Raw genomic sequence first — 19,235 nt, forward strand, 5'->3', positions numbered from 1 at the left:
TGTTGACAATGGCAAGGAGGTCACACCTGTTCCCATGCCGAACACAGAAGTTAAGCTCCTTAGCGCCGATGGTAGTTGGATTTACGTTCCGCTAGAGTAGGACGTTGCCAGGCAAAGTACTGAGACCGTAAGGTCTCTTTTTTTTATGCTTAAAATCAAACCGAAAATTTAATGATATATATGTATAATGGCTTAACGAAGAGAAAGCGTTTGAAGCTGATGAATTGAGAAAATTGAGAAGCGAGTTTAGTTGAGCTAAAAGAGCAAGCAATTTTAGAAAAGGAAGAAAGATGCGAGCACTTGCCTCGAAGTAAAGTAAGATTCTTAGCGGCGATGGTAGCCGATTAACGTTCCGCTAGAGTAGGACGTTGCCAGGCAAATCGTATGGATGCGATGAGCCGATATCGAGATCGAAAGGTCTCTTTTTTTATGCTTAAAATTAAAAGGCTATAAATTTCAACTTTATATTCTGAAATAAAATATCCAACAAATAAAATTATTGAGTTACTTTACTTCATTAATTTACTTGCATAAACTGTAATTAAAGGAGTGCTAAAAATGATAATTAGAGCATTAGAAGAAACAGATTTACAATTTGTACATCATCTCAATAATGAATATACGATTATGTCTTATTGGTTTGAAGAGCCATATGAGTCATTAAGTGAATTAAAAACGTTATATCAAAAACACATTTTAGATGAATCAGAAAGACGATTTATTATTGAAGATAATCAGACATCTATCGGTGTAGTAGAGCTAGTAGAAATCAATTTTGTACATAGAAATTGTGAAATTCAAATTATTATAGACAGTCAATATGGTAATAAAGGATATGCTAAAAAAGCCTTTAAAATGGCGATTGATTATGCCTTTTTAGTCTTGAACTTGAATAAAGTATATCTCTATGTAGATGTGAATAATGAAAAAGCCGTGCACATATATAAAAAGGCAGGCTTTACTATTGAAGGTGAATTAAAAGAACACTTTTATACACAAGGGAAGTACAAAGATTCTTATGTTATGGGGTTATTAAAAACGAAGTGGATTGAGCAACGTAATGGCGATGATGATTTATCGCAAGTGCGCTAAATCTGTTAGAAAGTGTGTATAGTATGGAACTTCCAATTTTTGAAAAATTATCTCAATTGGTTAATGAAAAGGCTATTTCATTACACGTACCTGGTCATAAAAATGGGACAATTGGCCATATAAAAAATTTAGACTTTAAAATGGATATGACCGAAATTACTGGTTTAGATGATTTACATCACCCTGAAGATATCATATTGCAAAGTATGCAGCATTGTCGTAAACATCCAGACTATAATGCCTATTTCTTAATTAATGGTACAACATCAGGCATTTTATCAGTGATACAATCCTTTTCAAAAAGAAACGGGGACTATTTAATTAGTCGTAATGTTCACAAGTCCGTCTTTCATGGCTTAGATATTGTACAACAACCTGCGGATATACTTGCGATGACTAAAAGTAAGGATAGTGATCAATACTTAGGTCCAGACGTACATAATATGAAGTTTAATCATCAAAAGTTAGCAATTGTCACATATCCAAATTATTATGGTGAATGTTTTGATATTAATGAATTTGTTGATAGAGCACATAGTGAAGCAATCCCAGTATTAGTTGATGAAGCCCATGGTGCCCATTTTAACTTAGACCATTTTCCTAAGTCGGCGCTAGAAAGTGGTGCGGATTTTGTGGTGCAGTCTTATCATAAAACGTTGCCTGCGCTCACGATGGGTTCCATATTATTTATTCATAAAAATGCCCCGTTAAAAGATGAAATAGTTCGATATTTAGGGTATTTTCAAACGTCAAGTCCATCGTATTTAGTTATGGCTAGCCTTGAACTCGCACACCAATTTTATGTTGATTATGATAGTTCCATATTTTTGGAAAAAAGAAAGCAACTTATAGATACATTAAATAAGACTGGATTAACTACAGTCTGTGTGAGTGATCCTTTAAAATTATTAATTCAATATCCGGGATATTCTGGATTTGAAATACAAACATGGTTTGAACAATTAGGTATATATGTTGAATTAGCTGATGATAAGCAAGTGTTGCTTGTGTTGCCATTATGGCATGAAGATGATACGTATCCATTCGAAGCATTATTAAGCAAAATCACTTATTTGAACTTGCCAGTACGTTCAACGCGTAAACCAATGTCATCGATTCAACTTCCAGTCGATGAAGGCAAGTATTTCCCTAGTGAGAATGGTGAAGTAACATGGATGCATATTGATCATGCTGAGGATAGCATTTTAGCAGCGCATATTATACCATATCCACCGGGAATTCCTGTTTATTTAAAAGGGGAAAGAATAACCCGAAATATGATAAAATTAATGCGAGAATACCTTCAAAAAGGTGATAAAGTTGAAGGTATAAAAAATGAAAAAATATTAGTTAAGGATGAATGAAATGTCGGCATTTATAACGTTTGAGGGTCCTGAGGGTTCAGGTAAGACAACTATATTGCAACGTGTGTCTGAAAAGTTAGCACAGGATTATCAATTAATTGCTACTAGAGAACCAGGCGGTGTGCCAACGGGTGAAGAAATACGTAAGGTGGTATTGGAAGGTGCAAACATGGATATTCGCACGGAAGCAATGCTATTTGCTGCATCAAGAAGAGAGCATCTAGTAGAAAAAGTTGTGCCTGCGTTGAAAGATGATAAAATTGTCTTATGTGATAGATATATTGATAGTTCTCTTGCATATCAAGGTTATGCAAGGGGTATAGGTATTGAAGAAGTGAAACAATTAAATGACTTTGCAATTAATGGACTTTATCCAGATTTGACGGTTTATTTAGACATTACGGCTGAAGTTGGTAGAGATAGAATTCTCAAAAACCAACGAGATCAGAATCGACTTGATAAAGAAGATATTGCGTTTCACGAGAAGGTGATTGAAGGATATCGACAAATCATTCAAGAAACACCTGAGCGTTTCGCAGTAGTAGATGCGACACGTCATATTGATGATGTAGTCAATGAAACTTATGAGATAATCTTAAATTTTTTAAAATAATTATGATATAATAACTAGAAGAGGTGTTTTAAGATGAAGATGATTATAGCGATCGTTCAAGATCAGGATAGTCAGGAACTTTCAGACCAACTCGTAAAAAATAACTTTAGAGCTACAAAATTAGCAACGACTGGTGGATTTTTAAGAGCCGGTAACACTACTTTCTTATGTGGTGTAGATGATGATCGTGTAGATGATATTTTATCAGTTATCGATCATACTTGTGGTAATAGAGATCAACTTGTTTCACCAATGACACCAATGGGTGGTAGTGCAGATTCATACATACCATATCCTGTTGAAGTGGAAGTGGGAGGCGCTACAGTATTTGTAATGCCAGTCGAATCATTCCATAGATTTTAATAAATAAATTTTAAAACAATGAAAATGAAATTAAGACACCTTAGATGAATATACAGTATTCGAGGTTGGGACAAAACGGCTTATGCTCTGGGACACTAATGCATGGTGTTTAAAGGCAGGTTTAGTAAACTCATTTGCAACATGTTACGTTGTAGAGAAGCGTGATTCGACAAAATTTGAGTCATAATGTTGCTTATCAATGAGTTTGCCTAAATTCTAAATGCTTTGGTCCTAACCTCTTTTTATATTATAAAGTTGAATAAGGAGTAAGCAAGCATGGATGAACAACAAAAATTAGCGAATGCGTATCATTCAAATAAACTATCGCACGCCTATTTGTTTGAAGGTGATGATGCTCAATCAATGAAGCACGTCGCGATGGAATTTGCAAAACTTATTCTATGTAATGGGAATCAACAATGTGAAATGAAAGTAGAAACGTTCAACCAACCAGATTTCATGTATGTGTCATCTGAGGAGAATTCAATTAAGAAAGAACAAATTGAACAATTGGTTCACCGAATGAATCAATTACCAATTGAAGGCACACATAAAGTTTATATTATTGAGGACTTTGAAAAGCTTACTGTTCAAGGAGAAAATAGTATATTAAAATTTTTAGAAGAGCCTCCTGAGAATACGATAGCCATTTTGCTATCAACGAAGCCAGAACAAATTCTAGATACAATTCATTCACGTTGTCAGCATGTTTATTTTAAACCAAGTGATAAACAGCACTTTATAGATAGATTAGTTGAAGAAGATATCAATAGAGCTGTAGCGGAAATGTTAAGTAGCTATACTACGCAACTCGAAACAGCTAAAGGTTTAAATGAAGAACATGATTTAGTCGCACTTAGGAAAGTAATCTTACATTGGTGTGAGTTGTTATTAACAAATAAACCTATGGCGTTAATAGGAATAATAGAATTATTAAAGCATGCTAAAAATAGAAAGTTACAATCTCTAACGTTAGCAGCGGTAAATGCATTTTTTGAAGATATTATGCATGCCAAAATAGGGATTGATCATCATTTTATATACTCAGATTTAAAAGGTAACACAGAAAAATATGCGAGCCAGTTATCGTTAAATCAAATTATTATCATGTATGATCAAATTACAGAAGCGCACAAAAAATTAATGCAAAATGTTAATCCGACGCTTGTATTTGAACAAATAGTAATCAAAGGTGTGAGTTAGAATGCCAAATATCGTAGGTGTACAATTTCAAAAAGCTGGGAAATTGGAATATTATGCGCCTAAAGATTTAGACGTAAATGTGAATGATTGGGTTGTTGTCGAATCTAAACGTGGCATTGAAATTGGGAGTGTGAAATTCCCGCCTAAAGACGTTGAAGATGGTGATGTTACATTACCTTTAAAAGAAATCATACGTGTTGCTACTGATCAAGATATCGAAACGTATTATCAAAATGATAGAGATGCAACCGATGCATTACAGTTATGTAAAGACTTAGTTAAAGAACAACAGTTGGATATGCGATTAGTTAATTGCGAATATACATTAGATAAATCAAAAGTGATTTTTAATTTTACAGCAGATGATCGCATTGATTTCCGTAAACTTGTGAAACATTTAGCTCAAAATTTAAAAACGCGTATTGAGTTAAGACAAATTGGTGTTCGAGATGAAGCGAAATTATTAGGTGGTATCGGTCCATGTGGACGTTCGCTATGTTGTGCAACGTTCTTAGGGGATTTTGAACCGGTTTCAATCAAGATGGCTAAAGACCAAAACTTATCTTTAAATCCAACTAAAATTTCCGGTGCTTGTGGTCGATTAATGTGCTGCTTAAAATATGAAAATGATTTCTATGAAGAAGCAAGAGCACAATTGCCTGATTTAGGTGATAAGATTGTGACACCTGAAGGTAAGGGACAAGTTATCGGATTAAATATTTTAGACATCTCAATGCAAGTTAAAATCGATGGTTTAGAACAACCATTAGAATATAAAATGGAAGAATTAGAAGCTTTTAATTAAGGAGGCACGTTACTTTTGAACCGCAATGACCTATTTGAAAAAGTTGTAAGACTTGAAAGTAATGTTAATCAATTAAATCAAGAAATGAGTGAATTGAAAGCATTATCTATCCAACTTATTGAAGAAAATGTTGCATTACAAGTTGAAAATGATAACTTAAAATCATTAATGGCTAAGAGCGAACAAGACGTTGAAGCGGTTAAAGTTGCTAGCCGTGTTGAAAAAGACAACAAACCAGTGAGTAAGGAAAAAGATAATAAAAGTTCAATTAAACATGTAAAGAAACCATTACCAAGTAAGGATAATCTCGCTGTATTATATAGTGAAGGCTTCCATATTTGTAATGGAGAACTATTTGGTAAGCATCGCTATGGTGAAGATTGTTTACTATGTATGAATGTGTTAAATAGTTAGACCTTTGGCATATGTTTATTGCTAATGGGTGAAGGTACGTTGTTAAGATACATTGCAATTGCTTAAAACGTACGTTAATGATGAGGGATGGATTTCAACACTTTGAAATATATTGATGTGTTGCAAAGACATCTCTTTTTTAGGAGAAAACAGACCATGTTAAAAGTTAATGAGCGTATTGATGACTTATTTAAGGAAAATTTGAAAATTATCCAAAATGACGATGTTTTTTCATTTTCAACGGATGCATTATTGTTGGGGCATTTTACTGAAGTTAGAAAAAATGACAAAATACTAGATCTATGTGCTGGAAATGGTGTGATTGCACTCTTGTTATCATCTAAGGGCTCACAACCTATAGAGAGTATTGAGATACAGGAACAGCTCGTTGATATGGCGCGTCGCAGTTTCGAATATAATCGTTTAAACGATCGATTGCTAATGCATCATATGGATTTAAAAGAAGTATATCAAAACTTCAAACCATCGCAGTATACATTAGTTACGTGTAATCCACCCTACTTTAAAACGAATCAACGCAATCAGCATCAAAAGGAAGCACATAAAATAGCAAGACATGAGGTTAAGTGTACATTAGAGGATTGTATGATGGCGGCACGTCATTTATTAAAGCAAGGTGGCCGACTCATGATGGTTCATCGAGCTGAAAGGTTGATGGATGTCTTAACCGAAATGCGTAACGCGAGTATAGAACCCAAACGTGTAGTATTTATTTATAGTAAAATAGACAAATCAGCTGTTACGATAGTGGTAGAGGGACGTAAGAATGGTAATCAAGGGTTAACCATTGCACCACCATTTTACATCTATAACAACCAGGGTGACTATACTGATGAGATGAAAGAGGTATATTATGGCTAAGCATTATGTATACATTGTTAAATGCAAAGATGATTCATTATATACAGGTTATACTACAAATGTAGAAGCACGTATTGCGACGCATAATGCAGGAAAAGGTGCTAAATATACAAAAATAAGACGCCCGGTAGTGTTAGTTTATCAAGAAATGTTTGATTCAAAATCAGAAGCCATGCGCAGAGAATATGAAATTAAAACATTTACAAGACAACAAAAATTAAAAATGATTGGGGAGCGTTAAACATGGCGACATTATATCTAGTAGGGACGCCTATTGGTAACCTAGGTGATATTACTTTTCGGGCAATTGAAACTTTGAATCATGTTGATTTCATAGCTTGCGAAGACACACGAGTGACTAAAAAGCTTTGCAATCATTATGATATTCAAACCCCTTTAAAATCGTATCATGAACATAATAAAACGCAACAAACGGCATATTTAATTGATCTATTAAATGAAGGGTACAATGTTGCATTAGTGTCTGATGCAGGTTTACCTTTAATAAGTGATCCAGGTTATGAATTAGTAGTTGCTGCCCATAATCATGATATTCATGTCGAAACGGTACCTGGACCTAATGCTGGATTAACTGCGTTGATGGCAAGTGGCTTACCGTCTTATACGTATACTTTTTTAGGCTTTTTACCTAGAAAAGAAAAAGAAAAGATCGCGATATTACAGGAAAGAATGTATCAAGACAGTACTTTAATTATTTATGAATCTCCTTTTCGAGTAGTTGAAACATTAAAAGCCATTGCGAAAATTGATGAGACTAGACGCGTTGCAGTTGGTCGTGAATTAACGAAAAAGTTCGAACAAATTGTCATGCAAGATGTTGAACACTTATTACACGCATTTCAACAAGATGAAATTATGCAAAAAGGTGAATTTGTTATTTTGATTGAGGGCGCTAAGCCTCTTGAAACTGAACAATGGTTTGAATCATTGACCATATCTGAACATGTTGAACATTATATGTCAGAAAAAAAGATCAAACCTAAAAAAGCAATTAAGTTAGTTGCGGAAGAACGTCATATGAAGACTGGAGAGGTTTATGACATATACCACAATGTTAATGAATGATGTAGCGAAATTAGACACATCGGTTGATTATTTTTTCAAGGGAATTAGGCGATGAAAATCTTAGAAATCACCCATAAATTAATGAATTTATGGTAATGTTAATAGGATACGACACTAGAAAATGGATATGCGTTATAATGATAAATAACTAAATATTAAAGGAATATCGTGATGCGTTTAAGTATCAAAATGTATAAAAACAAATCGTAAGTATATAGTATTATTTTGTAAATGATGAGGAGGACTATTGATGGCGAAAGAAACATTTTATATTACAACCCCAATTTATTATCCAAGTGGTAATTTACATATCGGTCATGCATATTCAACGGTAGCAGGTGATGTGATTTCACGTTACAAGCGTATGCAAGGTTATGATGTTCGTTACCTTACTGGTACAGATGAACATGGCCAAAAAATTCAAGAAAAAGCCCAAAAAGCAGGTAAAACTGAATTAGAGTATTTAGACGAAATGATCAGTGGTATTAAAAAGCTTTGGAGTAAACTAGAAATCTCTAATGATGACTTCATCCGTACGACAGAAGAACGTCATAAACAAGTAGTTGAAAAAGTATTTGAGCGTCTTTTGAAACAAGGTGACATTTACCTTGGTGAGTATGAAGGATGGTATTCAGTACCTGATGAAACATACTATACTGAGTCACAATTAGTAGAACCTGTATATGAAAATGGCAAAATCGTCGGGGGTAAAAGCCCGGATTCTGGTCATGAAGTTGAATTAGTTAAAGAAGAAAGTTATTTCTTTAACATTAATAAATATACAGATAAATTATTAGCGTTTTATGATGCTAATCCAGATTTCATTCAACCACCTTCAAGAAAGAATGAAATGATTAATAACTTTATTAAACCAGGTTTAGAAGACTTAGCCGTATCACGTACATCATTTGACTGGGGTGTTAGAGTTCCATCAAATCCTAAACACGTTGTATACGTATGGATTGATGCACTCGTAAACTATATTTCTTCATTAGGTTATCTATCAGATGACGATGCATTATTCCAAAAATACTGGCCAGCAGATGTACATTTAATGGCGAAGGAAATTGTACGTTTCCACTCAATTATTTGGCCGATTTTATTAATGGCGTTAGACCTACCACTTCCTAAAAAGGTATTTGCACATGGTTGGATTTTGATGAAAGACGGTAAAATGAGTAAATCTAAAGGTAACGTTGTCGATCCAAACGTATTAATCGACCGCTATGGTTTAGATGCAACACGCTACTATTTAATGCGCGAATTACCATTTGGTTCAGATGGTGTGTTCACACCTGAAGCTTTTGTAGAGCGTACAAACTATGATTTAGCGAACGATTTAGGTAACTTAGTGAATCGTACGATTTCTATGATCAATAAGTACTTCCAAGGTGAATTACCTGCTTACGAAGGACCAAAACACGAGTTAGACGAAGATATGGAAGCAATGGCACTTGAAACAGTGAAACACTTCAATGAAAGTATGGAAAGTTTCCAATTCTCTGTGGCATTATCAACGGTATGGAAATTGATTAGTCGTACGAATAAATATATTGATGAGACGACACCATGGGTATTAGCTAAAGATGAGCATCAAAAGGATATGCTTGGTAACGTCATGGCACATTTAGTTGAAAATATTCGATATGCTGCAGTGTTATTACGTCCATTCTTAACACATGCACCTAAAGAAATCTTCAACCAATTAAATATTAATGAACCTGAATTGTTTGAATTAGAAAGCCTTGAGCAATACGGTGCATTGAAACAACCTATTATGGTAACTGAGAAACCAACGCCAATCTTCCCACGTTTAGATACTGATGCGGAAATAGCATATATTAAAGAATCTATGCAACCTCCAAAATCTGAAGAACCTAAAGAAGAAGCGGAAGTACCAAGTAAAGCACAAATTGATATTAAAGATTTCGACAAAGTTGAAATTAAAGCGGCAACTATTACAGATGCTGAAAATGTTCCAAAATCTGATAAATTACTAAAAATTCAAATCGATTTAGGCTCAGAACAACGACAAATTGTTTCTGGTATTGCTAAATTCTATCGTCCAGAAGATATTATTGGTAAAAAAGTAGCAGTAGTTACAAACTTAAAACCAGCAAAATTAATGGGCCAAAAATCTGAAGGAATGATTTTATCAGCTGAAAAAGACGGTGTTTTAACATTAGTTAGCTTGCCAAGTGCAATTCCAAATGGTGCAGTTATTAAATAGTAATAAAGTGTAAAATGAGGAGAGATAAAATGTTAATCGATACACATGTCCATTTAAATGATGAACAATATGCAGAAGATTTAACTGAAGTCATTTCTCGTGCGAGAGAAGCAGGTGTTGACCGTATGTTTGTTGTTGGTTTTGATACACCGACAATTGAACGTGCGATGACATTAATAGATGAATATGATTTTATTTATGGCATTATTGGTTGGCACCCTGTTGATGCTATTGATTTCACAGATGAACGTTTACAATGGATTGAACAATTAGCACAACATCCTAAAGTCATTGGTATAGGAGAAATGGGATTAGACTATCATTGGGATAAATCTCCAGCTGATGTTCAAAAAGATGTGTTTAGAAAGCAAATTGCGCTCGCTAAAAGGGTAAACTTGCCTATTATTATTCACAATCGTGAAGCGACGCAAGATTGTGTCGATATATTGATGGAAGAGCATGCTGAAGAAGTAGGCGGCATTATGCATAGCTTTAGTGGTTCTCCTGAAATCGCAGATGTGGTTATTAATAAATTAAATTTCCATATTTCTTTAGGTGGTCCAGTTACGTTTAAGAATGCTAAGCAACCTAAAGAGGTCGCAAAACATGTACCTATGGATAGATTATTAGTTGAAACAGATGCGCCTTATCTTTCACCTCATCCTTATAGAGGTAAACGTAATGAACCTGAACGTGTGACTTTAGTTGCACAACAAATTGCAGAATTACGTGGAATGACATATGAAGATGTATGTCGTCAGACTACCGAAAATGCTGAACGTTTATTTAAATTAAAATAATATGATATGTCTGAGAAAGATGTTAAACCGTGTCTGTCATGGTATGATTTTAGCAACATGACACACGGCATCTTTCTCATTTTTTATATGATGAGCAGTTATAATATATGTGAAATGAATTTGAAAGGTAAGGATTTTTATTATGAAAATCAATGAATTTATCGTCGTAGAAGGTAGAGATGATACAGAACGTGTAAAGTCGGCTGTTGAATGTGACACGATTGAAACAAATGGTAGTGCCATTAATAAAGAAACGTTAGCAGTCATCCAAAATGCACAAGAAACAAGAGGGGTGATTGTATTAACGGACCCTGACTTTCCAGGTGATAAAATACGACACACGATTACAGAACATGTTTCAGGCGTTAAACATGCGTATTTAGATCGAGAGAAAGCTAAAAATAAGCGTGGTAAAATTGGCGTTGAACATGCAGACCCCCAAGATATTAGAGATGCCTTAATGCATGTCAGCTCTCCTTTTGAAGAAGCGGAAGAGTCAATTGACAAAAGTGTGCTGATTGATTTAGGTTTAATCATCGGCAAAGATGCACGTCGTAGAAGAGACATATTAGGTCGTAAGTTACACATTGGACATTCAAACGGTAAGCAATTATTGAAGAAACTTAATGCATTTGGTTATACAGAAGCAGATGTGCGCGAAGCATTATCTATGGAAAAGGAGAGTGAATAAAAGGTGGAGAGAAAAGATATTGCGACACCTTCACGAACGCGAGCGTTGTTAGATCAATTTGGATTTAACTTTAAAAAAAGTTTAGGACAAAACTTCTTAGTAGATGTTAATATCATTCATAAAATTATAGATGCGAGTCAAATTGATGACCATACAGGTGTTATTGAAGTGGGACCTGGTATGGGGTCTTTAACAGAACAATTAGCGAAGCGTGCTAAAAAAGTGATGTCATTTGAAATAGACCAACGACTGATACCAGTTTTAAAAGAAACATTAGCGCCTTATGACAATATTACGATTATTAACGAGGATATATTGAAAGCAGACATTGCTAAAGCGGTTGAAACATATCTAAATGATTGTGACAAAATCATGGTCGTAGCTAATCTGCCGTATTATATAACAACACCAATTCTACTGAACTTAATGCAACAAGATATTCCGATTGATGGCTATGTTGTAATGATGCAAAAAGAAGTGGGAGAACGTTTGAATGCGCAAGTAGGAACGAAATCATATGGCTCATTATCTATTGTCGCACAGTACTATACTGAAACAAGTAAAGTGTTAACTGTGCCTAAATCTGTATTTATGCCACCACCTAATGTAGACTCCATAGTGGTTAAATTAATGCAAAGAGAAACGCCACTCGTTCACGTGGATAATGAAGAAGCGTTCTTTAAATTAGCTAAAGCAGCGTTTGCACAAAGACGTAAAACAATTAATAACAATTATCAGAACTTCTTTAAAGATGGAAAGCAGCATAAAGAAAGTATATTAAAATGGCTTGAGCAAACAGGTATTGATCCTAAAAGACGTGGAGAAACGCTATCAATACAAGATTTTGCACGATTGTATGAAGAAAAGAAAAAATTCCCAGAATTAGAAAATTAAATTGTTGACAAAGCGCGACTACATTGATACAATTTAAATTTTGTTTGACAAAACACCTCGAAATATGGTATTATGTAACTTGTAGCGAGGTGGAGCAATATGCCAAAATCAATTTTGGACATCAAAAATTCTATTGATTGTCACTTAGGAAATCGTATTGTACTAAAAGCCAACGGTGGTCGTAAAAAAACAATCGAACGTTGTGGTGTGTTAAAAGAAACATATCCTTCAGTATTTGTTGTTGAATTAGACCAAGATAAGCATAATTTCGAAAGAGTTTCGTATACATATACGGATGTTCTTACAGAGAACGTACAAGTTTCATTTGAAGAAGATAATCATCAAGAAGTAGTTGCACACTAATTTAGACATAAATATAGAGTGGTTTAGTGTACTTCAACTCTATAATTAAAATGTATTGGGTGTTGGGCTTATTAAGTTCAACGCTCTTTTTTTGTAGCATCATAAAGGTTGTTTAGAATGTGGACAACAAAATGTGTCCAATCTTAATCATTTTACTTCAAAATAATAGAATTTCATCAGAAAACGTATATTAGTAGATTAAAATGATTGTTTTATTAAGATTTTACATAAATTTGTCATGTATCTATCAAATATTTTTAGTCTTTGTGTTAAAATCATCTTATTACTATTGATGAAGAGAGGGCGGAAAAATGATATATGAAACGGCACCAGCCAAGATAAATTTGACGCTCGATACACTTTTCAAAAGAAATGACGGATATCATGAAATTGCGATGATTATGACGACTGTTGATTTAAATGATCGCTTGTCTTTTCAAAAAAGAAAAGATAAAAAAATTGTTGTTGATATTGAACATAACTATGTTCCAAATGATCATAAAAATTTAGCTTATCGTGCAGCACAATTGATGATGGAGACGTATGATTTAAAAGAAGGTGTAACCATCACTATAGATAAAGATATTCCTGTTTCTGCCGGATTAGCAGGAGGATCGGCTGATGCAGCTGCTACAATGCGTGGCATTAATCGTCTGTTCAATTTAGATAAATCACTGCATGAATTGAGTGAGTTGGGTATTCAAATTGGGACAGATATTCCATTTTGTATTTATAACAGAACTGCAGTATGCAAAGGTAGAGGTGAGAAGATACGCTTCTTAAAAAAGCCACCTTCAGCTTGGGTTGTGTTGGCGAAGCCTAATTTAGGTATATCATCTCCAGATGTATTCAAGGCGTTGGATTTGGATGACACACATCATGTTGATACAGAAATGTGTGAACAAGCGATTGTTAATGGTAATTATCAACAGTTGTGCCAAAGTTTATCGAATCGTTTAGAACCAGTATCGATGTCAATGCATCCTGAAATTCGAAAAATAAAGAATAATATGTTGCAGTGTGGTGCAGATGGCGCGCTTATGAGTGGCAGTGGACCGACCGTATATGGACTTGCACAAAAAGAAAGCCAAGCGAAAAAATTATATAATGCTGTAAATGGCTGCTGTAATGAAGTGTATTTAGTTAGATTATTAGGATAGAAGGGTTGAACAACAAATGAGGTATAAAAGAAGTGAACGTATCGTCTTTATGACACAGTATTTAATGAACCATCCAAATCAGTTAGTACCTTTAACTTTTTTTGTGAAGAAATTTAAACAAGCTAAATCTTCAATTAGTGAAGATGTTCAAATCATTAAAAATACTTTCCAAAAAGAAAAATTAGGTACAGTTATTACGACAGCAGGCGCTAGTGGCGGTGTAACCTATAAACCGATGATGAGCAAAGAAGAAGCGTCAGAGATTATTGATGAAATTATTGAGCTACTTCAAGAGAAAGAACGATTATTACCGGGTGGCTATCTGTTCTTATCAGATTTAGTCGGAAACCCTTCTTTACTTAATAAAGTTGGCAAATTAATTGCTAGCATTTATATGGAAGAGGACCTTGATGCGGTTGTGACAATCGCTACAAAAGGGATATCACTTGCCAATGCGGTAGCGAACGTATTAAATTTACCTGTAGTAGTAATTAGAAAAGACAATAAAGTTACTGAGGGGTCTACTGTATCGATTAACTATGTGTCAGGCTCTTCTCGTAAAATCGAAACGATGGTACTTTCTAAACGTACGTTAGCTGAAAATTCTAATGTACTCGTCGTTGATGATTTTATGAGAGCAGGGGGTTCAATTAATGGTGTTATGAATCTGATGAATGAGTTTAAGGCACACGTTAAAGGGGTATCTGTACTTGTAGAATCAAAAGAAGTTAAACAAAGATTGATTGAGGATTATACTTCTTTAGTTAAATTATCTGATGTAGATGAATACAATCAGGAATTTAAAGTAGAACCTGGCAATAGTTTGTCTAAATTTTCTTAAAAGGAGTTTTTACATCATGAAAATGATTAACACTAACAAAGCACCAGAAGCTTTAGGACCATACTCACATGCTATGGTTGTGAATAATTTAGTATTTACATCTGGACAAATCCCATTAGATACTGAAGGGAATATTGTCAGTGATGATGTAAAAGAACAAACAAAACAAGTGCTAGACAATTTGTCTGTAGTACTTGAAGAAGCTGGTTCGGATTTAAACTCAGTTGTGAAAGCAACCATCTTTATCTCCGATATGAATGAATTTCAACAAATAAACGAAGTATATGGTAGTTATTTCAGCGAACATCAACCAGCACGTAGTTGTGTTGAAGTTGCACGCTTACCTAAAGACGTTAAAGTTGAAATTGAAGTTGTAGGTAAAGTAAAAGGAATATAATTTCCTTGATTAGAAAATTGTCAAGCTTCTAACAAACAAAGATATATATACTAGGGGGGCTCACTACATGAAAGTGACAGATGTTAGACTTAGAAAAATACAAACAGATGGCAGAATGAAAGCACTTGTTTCAATTACATTAGATGAAGCTTTTGTAATTCATGATTTACGTGTAATTGAAGGAAACTCAGGTCTTTTCGTTGCAATGCCAAGTAAACGTACACCAGATGGTGAATTCCGTGATATCGCGCATCCAATTAACTCTGATATGAGACAAGAAATTCAAGATGCCGTTATGAAAGTATATGACGAAACAGATGAAGTTATTCCAGATAAAAACGCTTCATCAGAAGATTCAGACGAAGCTTAAATAAACCATACATTCATAGCAGGTTCAACATTAAATGTGTTGAACCTGCTTTTTTAAGTTGTGAAATGTATGCTAAAGTATTCAAATTGTGTATACATATTTTTGAAAATTTAAATAGACTAAATGATAAAACCTTCTAAATCTTGAAACTCGAACTTGAGTTAAATTATAATAAATTAGAAGTGTAAAATTTATTGGAGGGTTACCATTCATGCAAAGAAATGCGGTAATATTAGCAGCTGGAAAAGGTACTAGAATGAAATCAAATAAATATAAAGTACTACATGAAGTTGCAGGGAAATCAATGGTAGAACATGTGTTAACAAATGTTAAGCATGCTGGTGTGAACCAAATCGTGACAATCGTTGGTCACGGTGCTGAAGATGTTAAAGCAACTTTAGGAGATCAATCATTATATAGTTATCAAGAAGAACAATTGGGAACAGCGCACGCAGTAAAGATGGCCAATGAGCATTTAGAAAATATGGAAGGCACAACATTAGTTGTTTGTGGAGATACACCACTTATCACTGCACATACGTTGCAGAAGTTAATTGATCATCATGAAAGTACGCACGCACAGGCTACAGTATTATCAGCAACTGCTCAAATTCCATTTGGTTACGGTCGTATTGTTCGAGATGAGGCGCACAGATTACAACGTATCGTTGAAGAAAAAGATGCGACAAAAGAAGAAAAGGCATTAACTGAAATTAGCTCAGGTATTTTTGCATTCGATAACCAAGTGCTTTTTTCTAAATTAGCGGAAGTTAAAAATGACAACGCGCAAGGAGAATATTACTTGCCTGATGTGATTACTTTAATCTTAGAAGATGAAGGTATTGCAGAAGTCTATCATACAGATGATTTTAATGAAATTATGGGTGTAAATGATCGTGTGATGTTAAGTAATGCTGAAAAAGCGTTACAACAACGCATTAATATTGCGCACATGAGAAATGGTGTAACGATTATTGACCCTACAACTACATTTATTGGTCCGGATGTTAAGATTGGTATGGACACAATTATTGAACCTGGTGTGCGAATTAATGGTGACACAACAATTGGAGAAGAAACTGTTATCGGACAATATTCTGAAATCAACAATAGTCGTATTGGCGCACATGTTGATATCAAACAATCAGTGATTAATGACGCTGTTGTGGGTGATAAAACAAAAGTTGGTCCATTTGCGCAATTAAGACCGGGTTCTAACTTAGGTTCGGAAGTGAAAGTCGGCAACTTTGTAGAAGTGAAAAAAGCAGACCTTAAAGATGGTGCTAAAGTATCTCATTTAAGTTATATCGGAGATGCTGAAATCGGTGAACGTACGAATATTGGTTGTGGTTCAATTACTGTAAATTATGATGGTGTAAACAAATTCAAAACGGTTGTTGGTAAAGATGCATTTATTGGTTGTAATACTAACTTAGTAGCACCTGTAACTGTAGGTGATGGCGTATTAATTGCTGCAGGATCTACAATTACGGACAACGTACCTAATGAAAGTTTAGCGCTTGCGCGTGCCCGTCAAATCACAAAAGAGGGCTATCTTAAAAAGTAAGTTTTTGATAAAATTTCGTATCTCTTTTCTACAATTTTTTGTTGAACATAGTAAAAACGATTGATTTTTTATATAATGAAAGTGTCTAAGTTAAAAATTGGAGGACTATAAATGTTAAATAATGAATACAAGAATTCATCTTTAAAGATTTTTTCTTTAAAAGGAAATGAGCCATTAGCACAAGAAGTAGCTGATCGAGTAGGGATTGAATTAGGGAAATGTTCTGTAAAACGCTTCAGTGATGGAGAAATTCAAATCAATATTGAAGAAAGTATTCGTGGATGTGATGTCTTCATTATCCAACCAACTTCAAATCCGGTTAATTTACACTTGATGGAGCTATTGATTATGATCGATGCATGTAAACGTGCATCAGCAGCTAATATCAATATTGTGGTTCCATACTATGGCTATGCACGACAAGATAGAAAAGCACGTAGCCGTGAACCTATTACAGCTAAATTAGTAGCTAACTTAATTGAAACAGCTGGCGCTAATCGCATGATTGCTTTAGATTTACATGCACCACAAATTCAAGGATTCTTTGATATTCCAATCGACCACTTAATGGGTGTACCTATCATTGGTCAACATTTTGAAAACGACCCTAACATTGACCCAGAAGAATGTGTTGTCGTATCACCTGACCATGGTGGTGTAACACGTGCACGTAAACTTGCCGACATTTTAAAAACTCCGATTGCAATTATTGATAAACGTCGTCCTAAACCAAACGTGGCAGAAGTAATGAATATTGTTGGTGAAATTGAAGGACGTACTGCGATTATTATTGATGATATTATTGATACAGCAGGAACAATTACATTAGCTGCACAAGCGCTTAAAGATAAAGGTGCTAAAGATGTATATGCATGTTGTACACACCCAGTGTTATCAGGCCCTGCAAAAGAACGTATCGAAAATTCAGCAATTAAAGAATTAATCGTTACAAACTCAATCTTACTTGATGACGCTCGTAAGCCATCAAATACAAAAGAATTATCAGTTGCTGGTTTATTAGCACAAGCCATTATCCGTGTTTATGAACGTGAATCAGTCAGTGTATTATTTGACTAAAGTTTACAAATGCGTTTGACTTATATTTTTTAAGCGTGTATAATACATTCGTTCGTGGTTTTACGAACTAATAAACACTTGCAAGCAACTTATAAAGTTGATGGGTAAGTGAAGGGAAGTCCAGAACTTAAGATTCTCACGATAATAAGTATCTAGACTTGAAAATGAAAGGTGGAAATACGAATGGCTTCATTAAAGTCAATCATCCGTCAAGGTAAACAAACGCGTTCTGACCTTAAAAAATTACGTAACACAGGTAAAGTACCTGCAGTAGTTTATGGTTATGGTACTAAAAATACTTCAGTTAAAGTTGATGAAGTTGAATTCATCAAAATTATCCGTGAAGTAGGACGTAACGGCGTTATCGATTTAGGCGTTGGTTCTAAAACAATTAAAGTTATGGTGTCTGATTATCAATTCGACCCACTTAAAAACCAAATTACGCACATCGACTTCTTAGCAATCAACATGACTGAAGAACGTACTGTTGACGTACCAGTTCACTTAGTAGGTGAAGCTGTTGGCGCTAAAGAAGGTGGCGTAGTTGAACAACCATTATTCGACTTACAAATTACAGCAACTCCAGAAAATATCCCTGAATCAATTGAAGTAGACATTACTGAATTAGAAGTTAATGATAGCTACTCAGTTGCAGATATTAAAGTTTCTGGTGATTTCACAATTGAAAATGACCCAGAAGAATCTGTTGTAACAGTAGTTCCTCCAACTGATGAACCTACTGAAGAAGAAGTTGAAGCTATGGAAGGTGAATCAGCAACTGAAGAACCTGAAGTAGTTGGTGAAGACAAAGAAGATGACGAAGAAAACAAAGAAGAAGAATAATTCGTTGAATGTTATCTTTAATCATTTAGGATAAAACATAATATAAGGCTACAATGCCAAATCGCAGTAGCTATATGAGTTGATTAGGCACATATATCAAGTGTACGCAACGCTAATTATCCTTGCGGGGGTGGAATCATGGATTCGTTAAGAATTCTGTTCTGCCCCTTTTTTGTGTTA

At 34.6% G+C, this 19,235-nt stretch carries 22 protein-coding genes and 1 rRNA gene; all 23 read left to right on the top strand.

Translation table 11 applies throughout. The features are described 5' to 3' along the window. Positions 1 to 113, top strand: a 5S ribosomal RNA gene (gene rrf, locus KA909_RS00275); the annotation flags it as partial. Between the two features lie 445 nt (positions 114 to 558). Then, complete coding sequence (locus tag KA909_RS00280) at positions 559 to 1,092, top strand: GNAT family N-acetyltransferase (protein WP_053031283.1); 534 nt, start codon at positions 559 to 561, stop codon at positions 1,090 to 1,092. A gap of 23 nt (positions 1,093 to 1,115) precedes the next feature. Then, the gene (locus KA909_RS00285; protein WP_210129868.1) at positions 1,116 to 2,456 is read left to right on the top strand and encodes an aminotransferase class I/II-fold pyridoxal phosphate-dependent enzyme; all 1,341 of its coding nucleotides are present in this window, start codon (positions 1,116 to 1,118) and stop codon (positions 2,454 to 2,456) included. A gap of 1 nt (position 2,457) precedes the next feature. Beyond that, positions 2,458 to 3,069, top strand: a complete 612-nt coding sequence (gene tmk, locus KA909_RS00290) for a dTMP kinase (RefSeq protein ID WP_193839749.1) — start codon at positions 2,458 to 2,460, stop codon at positions 3,067 to 3,069. Positions 3,070 to 3,102: 33 nt separating this feature from the next. Then, positions 3,103 to 3,432, top strand: coding sequence for a cyclic-di-AMP receptor (locus KA909_RS00295; protein ID WP_011276778.1), 330 nt, complete (start codon positions 3,103 to 3,105; stop codon positions 3,430 to 3,432). A gap of 276 nt (positions 3,433 to 3,708) precedes the next feature. Beyond that, complete coding sequence (locus KA909_RS00300; protein WP_193839748.1) at positions 3,709 to 4,635, top strand: DNA polymerase III subunit delta' C-terminal domain-containing protein; 927 nt, start codon at positions 3,709 to 3,711, stop codon at positions 4,633 to 4,635. Position 4,636: 1 nt separating this feature from the next. Then, entirely contained in the window at positions 4,637 to 5,440 is an 804-nt protein-coding gene (locus tag KA909_RS00305; protein WP_053031292.1) for a PSP1 domain-containing protein, read from the top strand. A gap of 15 nt (positions 5,441 to 5,455) precedes the next feature. After that, the gene (gene yabA / locus KA909_RS00310; protein ID WP_053031294.1) at positions 5,456 to 5,854 is read left to right on the top strand and encodes a DNA replication initiation control protein YabA; all 399 of its coding nucleotides are present in this window, start codon (positions 5,456 to 5,458) and stop codon (positions 5,852 to 5,854) included. A 156-nt stretch (positions 5,855 to 6,010) separates the two neighbouring features. Further along, positions 6,011 to 6,736 carry a tRNA1(Val) (adenine(37)-N6)-methyltransferase gene (locus KA909_RS00315; protein WP_193839747.1) on the top strand — a complete coding sequence of 242 codons (726 nt, stop codon included), beginning with the start codon at positions 6,011 to 6,013 and terminating at the stop codon, positions 6,734 to 6,736. Then, the gene (locus KA909_RS00320; protein ID WP_075108872.1) at positions 6,729 to 6,977 is read left to right on the top strand and encodes a GIY-YIG nuclease family protein; all 249 of its coding nucleotides are present in this window, start codon (positions 6,729 to 6,731) and stop codon (positions 6,975 to 6,977) included. The genes KA909_RS00315 and KA909_RS00320 overlap by 8 nt, the downstream gene beginning before the upstream one ends. A gap of 2 nt (positions 6,978 to 6,979) precedes the next feature. Continuing rightward, the gene (rsmI, locus tag KA909_RS00325) at positions 6,980 to 7,822 is read left to right on the top strand and encodes a 16S rRNA (cytidine(1402)-2'-O)-methyltransferase (protein ID WP_193839746.1); all 843 of its coding nucleotides are present in this window, start codon (positions 6,980 to 6,982) and stop codon (positions 7,820 to 7,822) included. A 250-nt stretch (positions 7,823 to 8,072) separates the two neighbouring features. Continuing rightward, the gene (gene metG / locus KA909_RS00330; protein ID WP_075108874.1) at positions 8,073 to 10,052 is read left to right on the top strand and encodes a methionine--tRNA ligase; all 1,980 of its coding nucleotides are present in this window, start codon (positions 8,073 to 8,075) and stop codon (positions 10,050 to 10,052) included. 29 nt (positions 10,053 to 10,081) lie between these two features. After that, complete coding sequence (locus KA909_RS00335) at positions 10,082 to 10,852, top strand: TatD family hydrolase (RefSeq protein WP_053031305.1); 771 nt, start codon at positions 10,082 to 10,084, stop codon at positions 10,850 to 10,852. Between the two features lie 142 nt (positions 10,853 to 10,994). Beyond that, the gene (gene rnmV, locus KA909_RS00340; protein ID WP_053031307.1) at positions 10,995 to 11,543 is read left to right on the top strand and encodes a ribonuclease M5; all 549 of its coding nucleotides are present in this window, start codon (positions 10,995 to 10,997) and stop codon (positions 11,541 to 11,543) included. Positions 11,544 to 11,546: 3 nt separating this feature from the next. Further along, the gene (gene rsmA, locus KA909_RS00345) at positions 11,547 to 12,437 is read left to right on the top strand and encodes a 16S rRNA (adenine(1518)-N(6)/adenine(1519)-N(6))-dimethyltransferase RsmA (protein ID WP_193839745.1); all 891 of its coding nucleotides are present in this window, start codon (positions 11,547 to 11,549) and stop codon (positions 12,435 to 12,437) included. 99 nt (positions 12,438 to 12,536) lie between these two features. Beyond that, positions 12,537 to 12,800, top strand: a complete 264-nt coding sequence (veg, locus tag KA909_RS00350) for a biofilm formation stimulator Veg (protein WP_011276767.1) — start codon at positions 12,537 to 12,539, stop codon at positions 12,798 to 12,800. A gap of 311 nt (positions 12,801 to 13,111) precedes the next feature. Beyond that, positions 13,112 to 13,960, top strand: coding sequence for a 4-(cytidine 5'-diphospho)-2-C-methyl-D-erythritol kinase (gene ispE / locus KA909_RS00355; RefSeq protein WP_075108875.1), 849 nt, complete (start codon positions 13,112 to 13,114; stop codon positions 13,958 to 13,960). Positions 13,961 to 13,976: 16 nt separating this feature from the next. Next, positions 13,977 to 14,801 carry a pur operon repressor gene (gene purR / locus KA909_RS00360; protein WP_053031313.1) on the top strand — a complete coding sequence of 275 codons (825 nt, stop codon included), beginning with the start codon at positions 13,977 to 13,979 and terminating at the stop codon, positions 14,799 to 14,801. A gap of 16 nt (positions 14,802 to 14,817) precedes the next feature. Beyond that, complete coding sequence (locus KA909_RS00365) at positions 14,818 to 15,198, top strand: RidA family protein (RefSeq protein WP_053031315.1); 381 nt, start codon at positions 14,818 to 14,820, stop codon at positions 15,196 to 15,198. Between the two features lie 67 nt (positions 15,199 to 15,265). Beyond that, positions 15,266 to 15,568, top strand: a complete 303-nt coding sequence (spoVG, locus tag KA909_RS00370) for a septation regulator SpoVG (protein ID WP_011276763.1) — start codon at positions 15,266 to 15,268, stop codon at positions 15,566 to 15,568. 211 nt (positions 15,569 to 15,779) lie between these two features. Beyond that, complete coding sequence (gene glmU / locus KA909_RS00375) at positions 15,780 to 17,135, top strand: bifunctional UDP-N-acetylglucosamine diphosphorylase/glucosamine-1-phosphate N-acetyltransferase GlmU (RefSeq protein ID WP_193839744.1); 1,356 nt, start codon at positions 15,780 to 15,782, stop codon at positions 17,133 to 17,135. 111 nt (positions 17,136 to 17,246) lie between these two features. Further along, entirely contained in the window at positions 17,247 to 18,212 is a 966-nt protein-coding gene (locus KA909_RS00380; protein WP_053031319.1) for a ribose-phosphate diphosphokinase, read from the top strand. A 183-nt stretch (positions 18,213 to 18,395) separates the two neighbouring features. After that, the gene (locus tag KA909_RS00385; RefSeq protein ID WP_193839743.1) at positions 18,396 to 19,055 is read left to right on the top strand and encodes a 50S ribosomal protein L25/general stress protein Ctc; all 660 of its coding nucleotides are present in this window, start codon (positions 18,396 to 18,398) and stop codon (positions 19,053 to 19,055) included. The last annotated feature ends 180 nt before the right edge of the window (positions 19,056 to 19,235 follow it).

Origin of the sequence: Staphylococcus sp. GDX8P54P (assembly GCF_017893165.1) — a bacterium.
GTDB classification, from domain to species: domain Bacteria; phylum Bacillota; class Bacilli; order Staphylococcales; family Staphylococcaceae; genus Staphylococcus; species Staphylococcus borealis.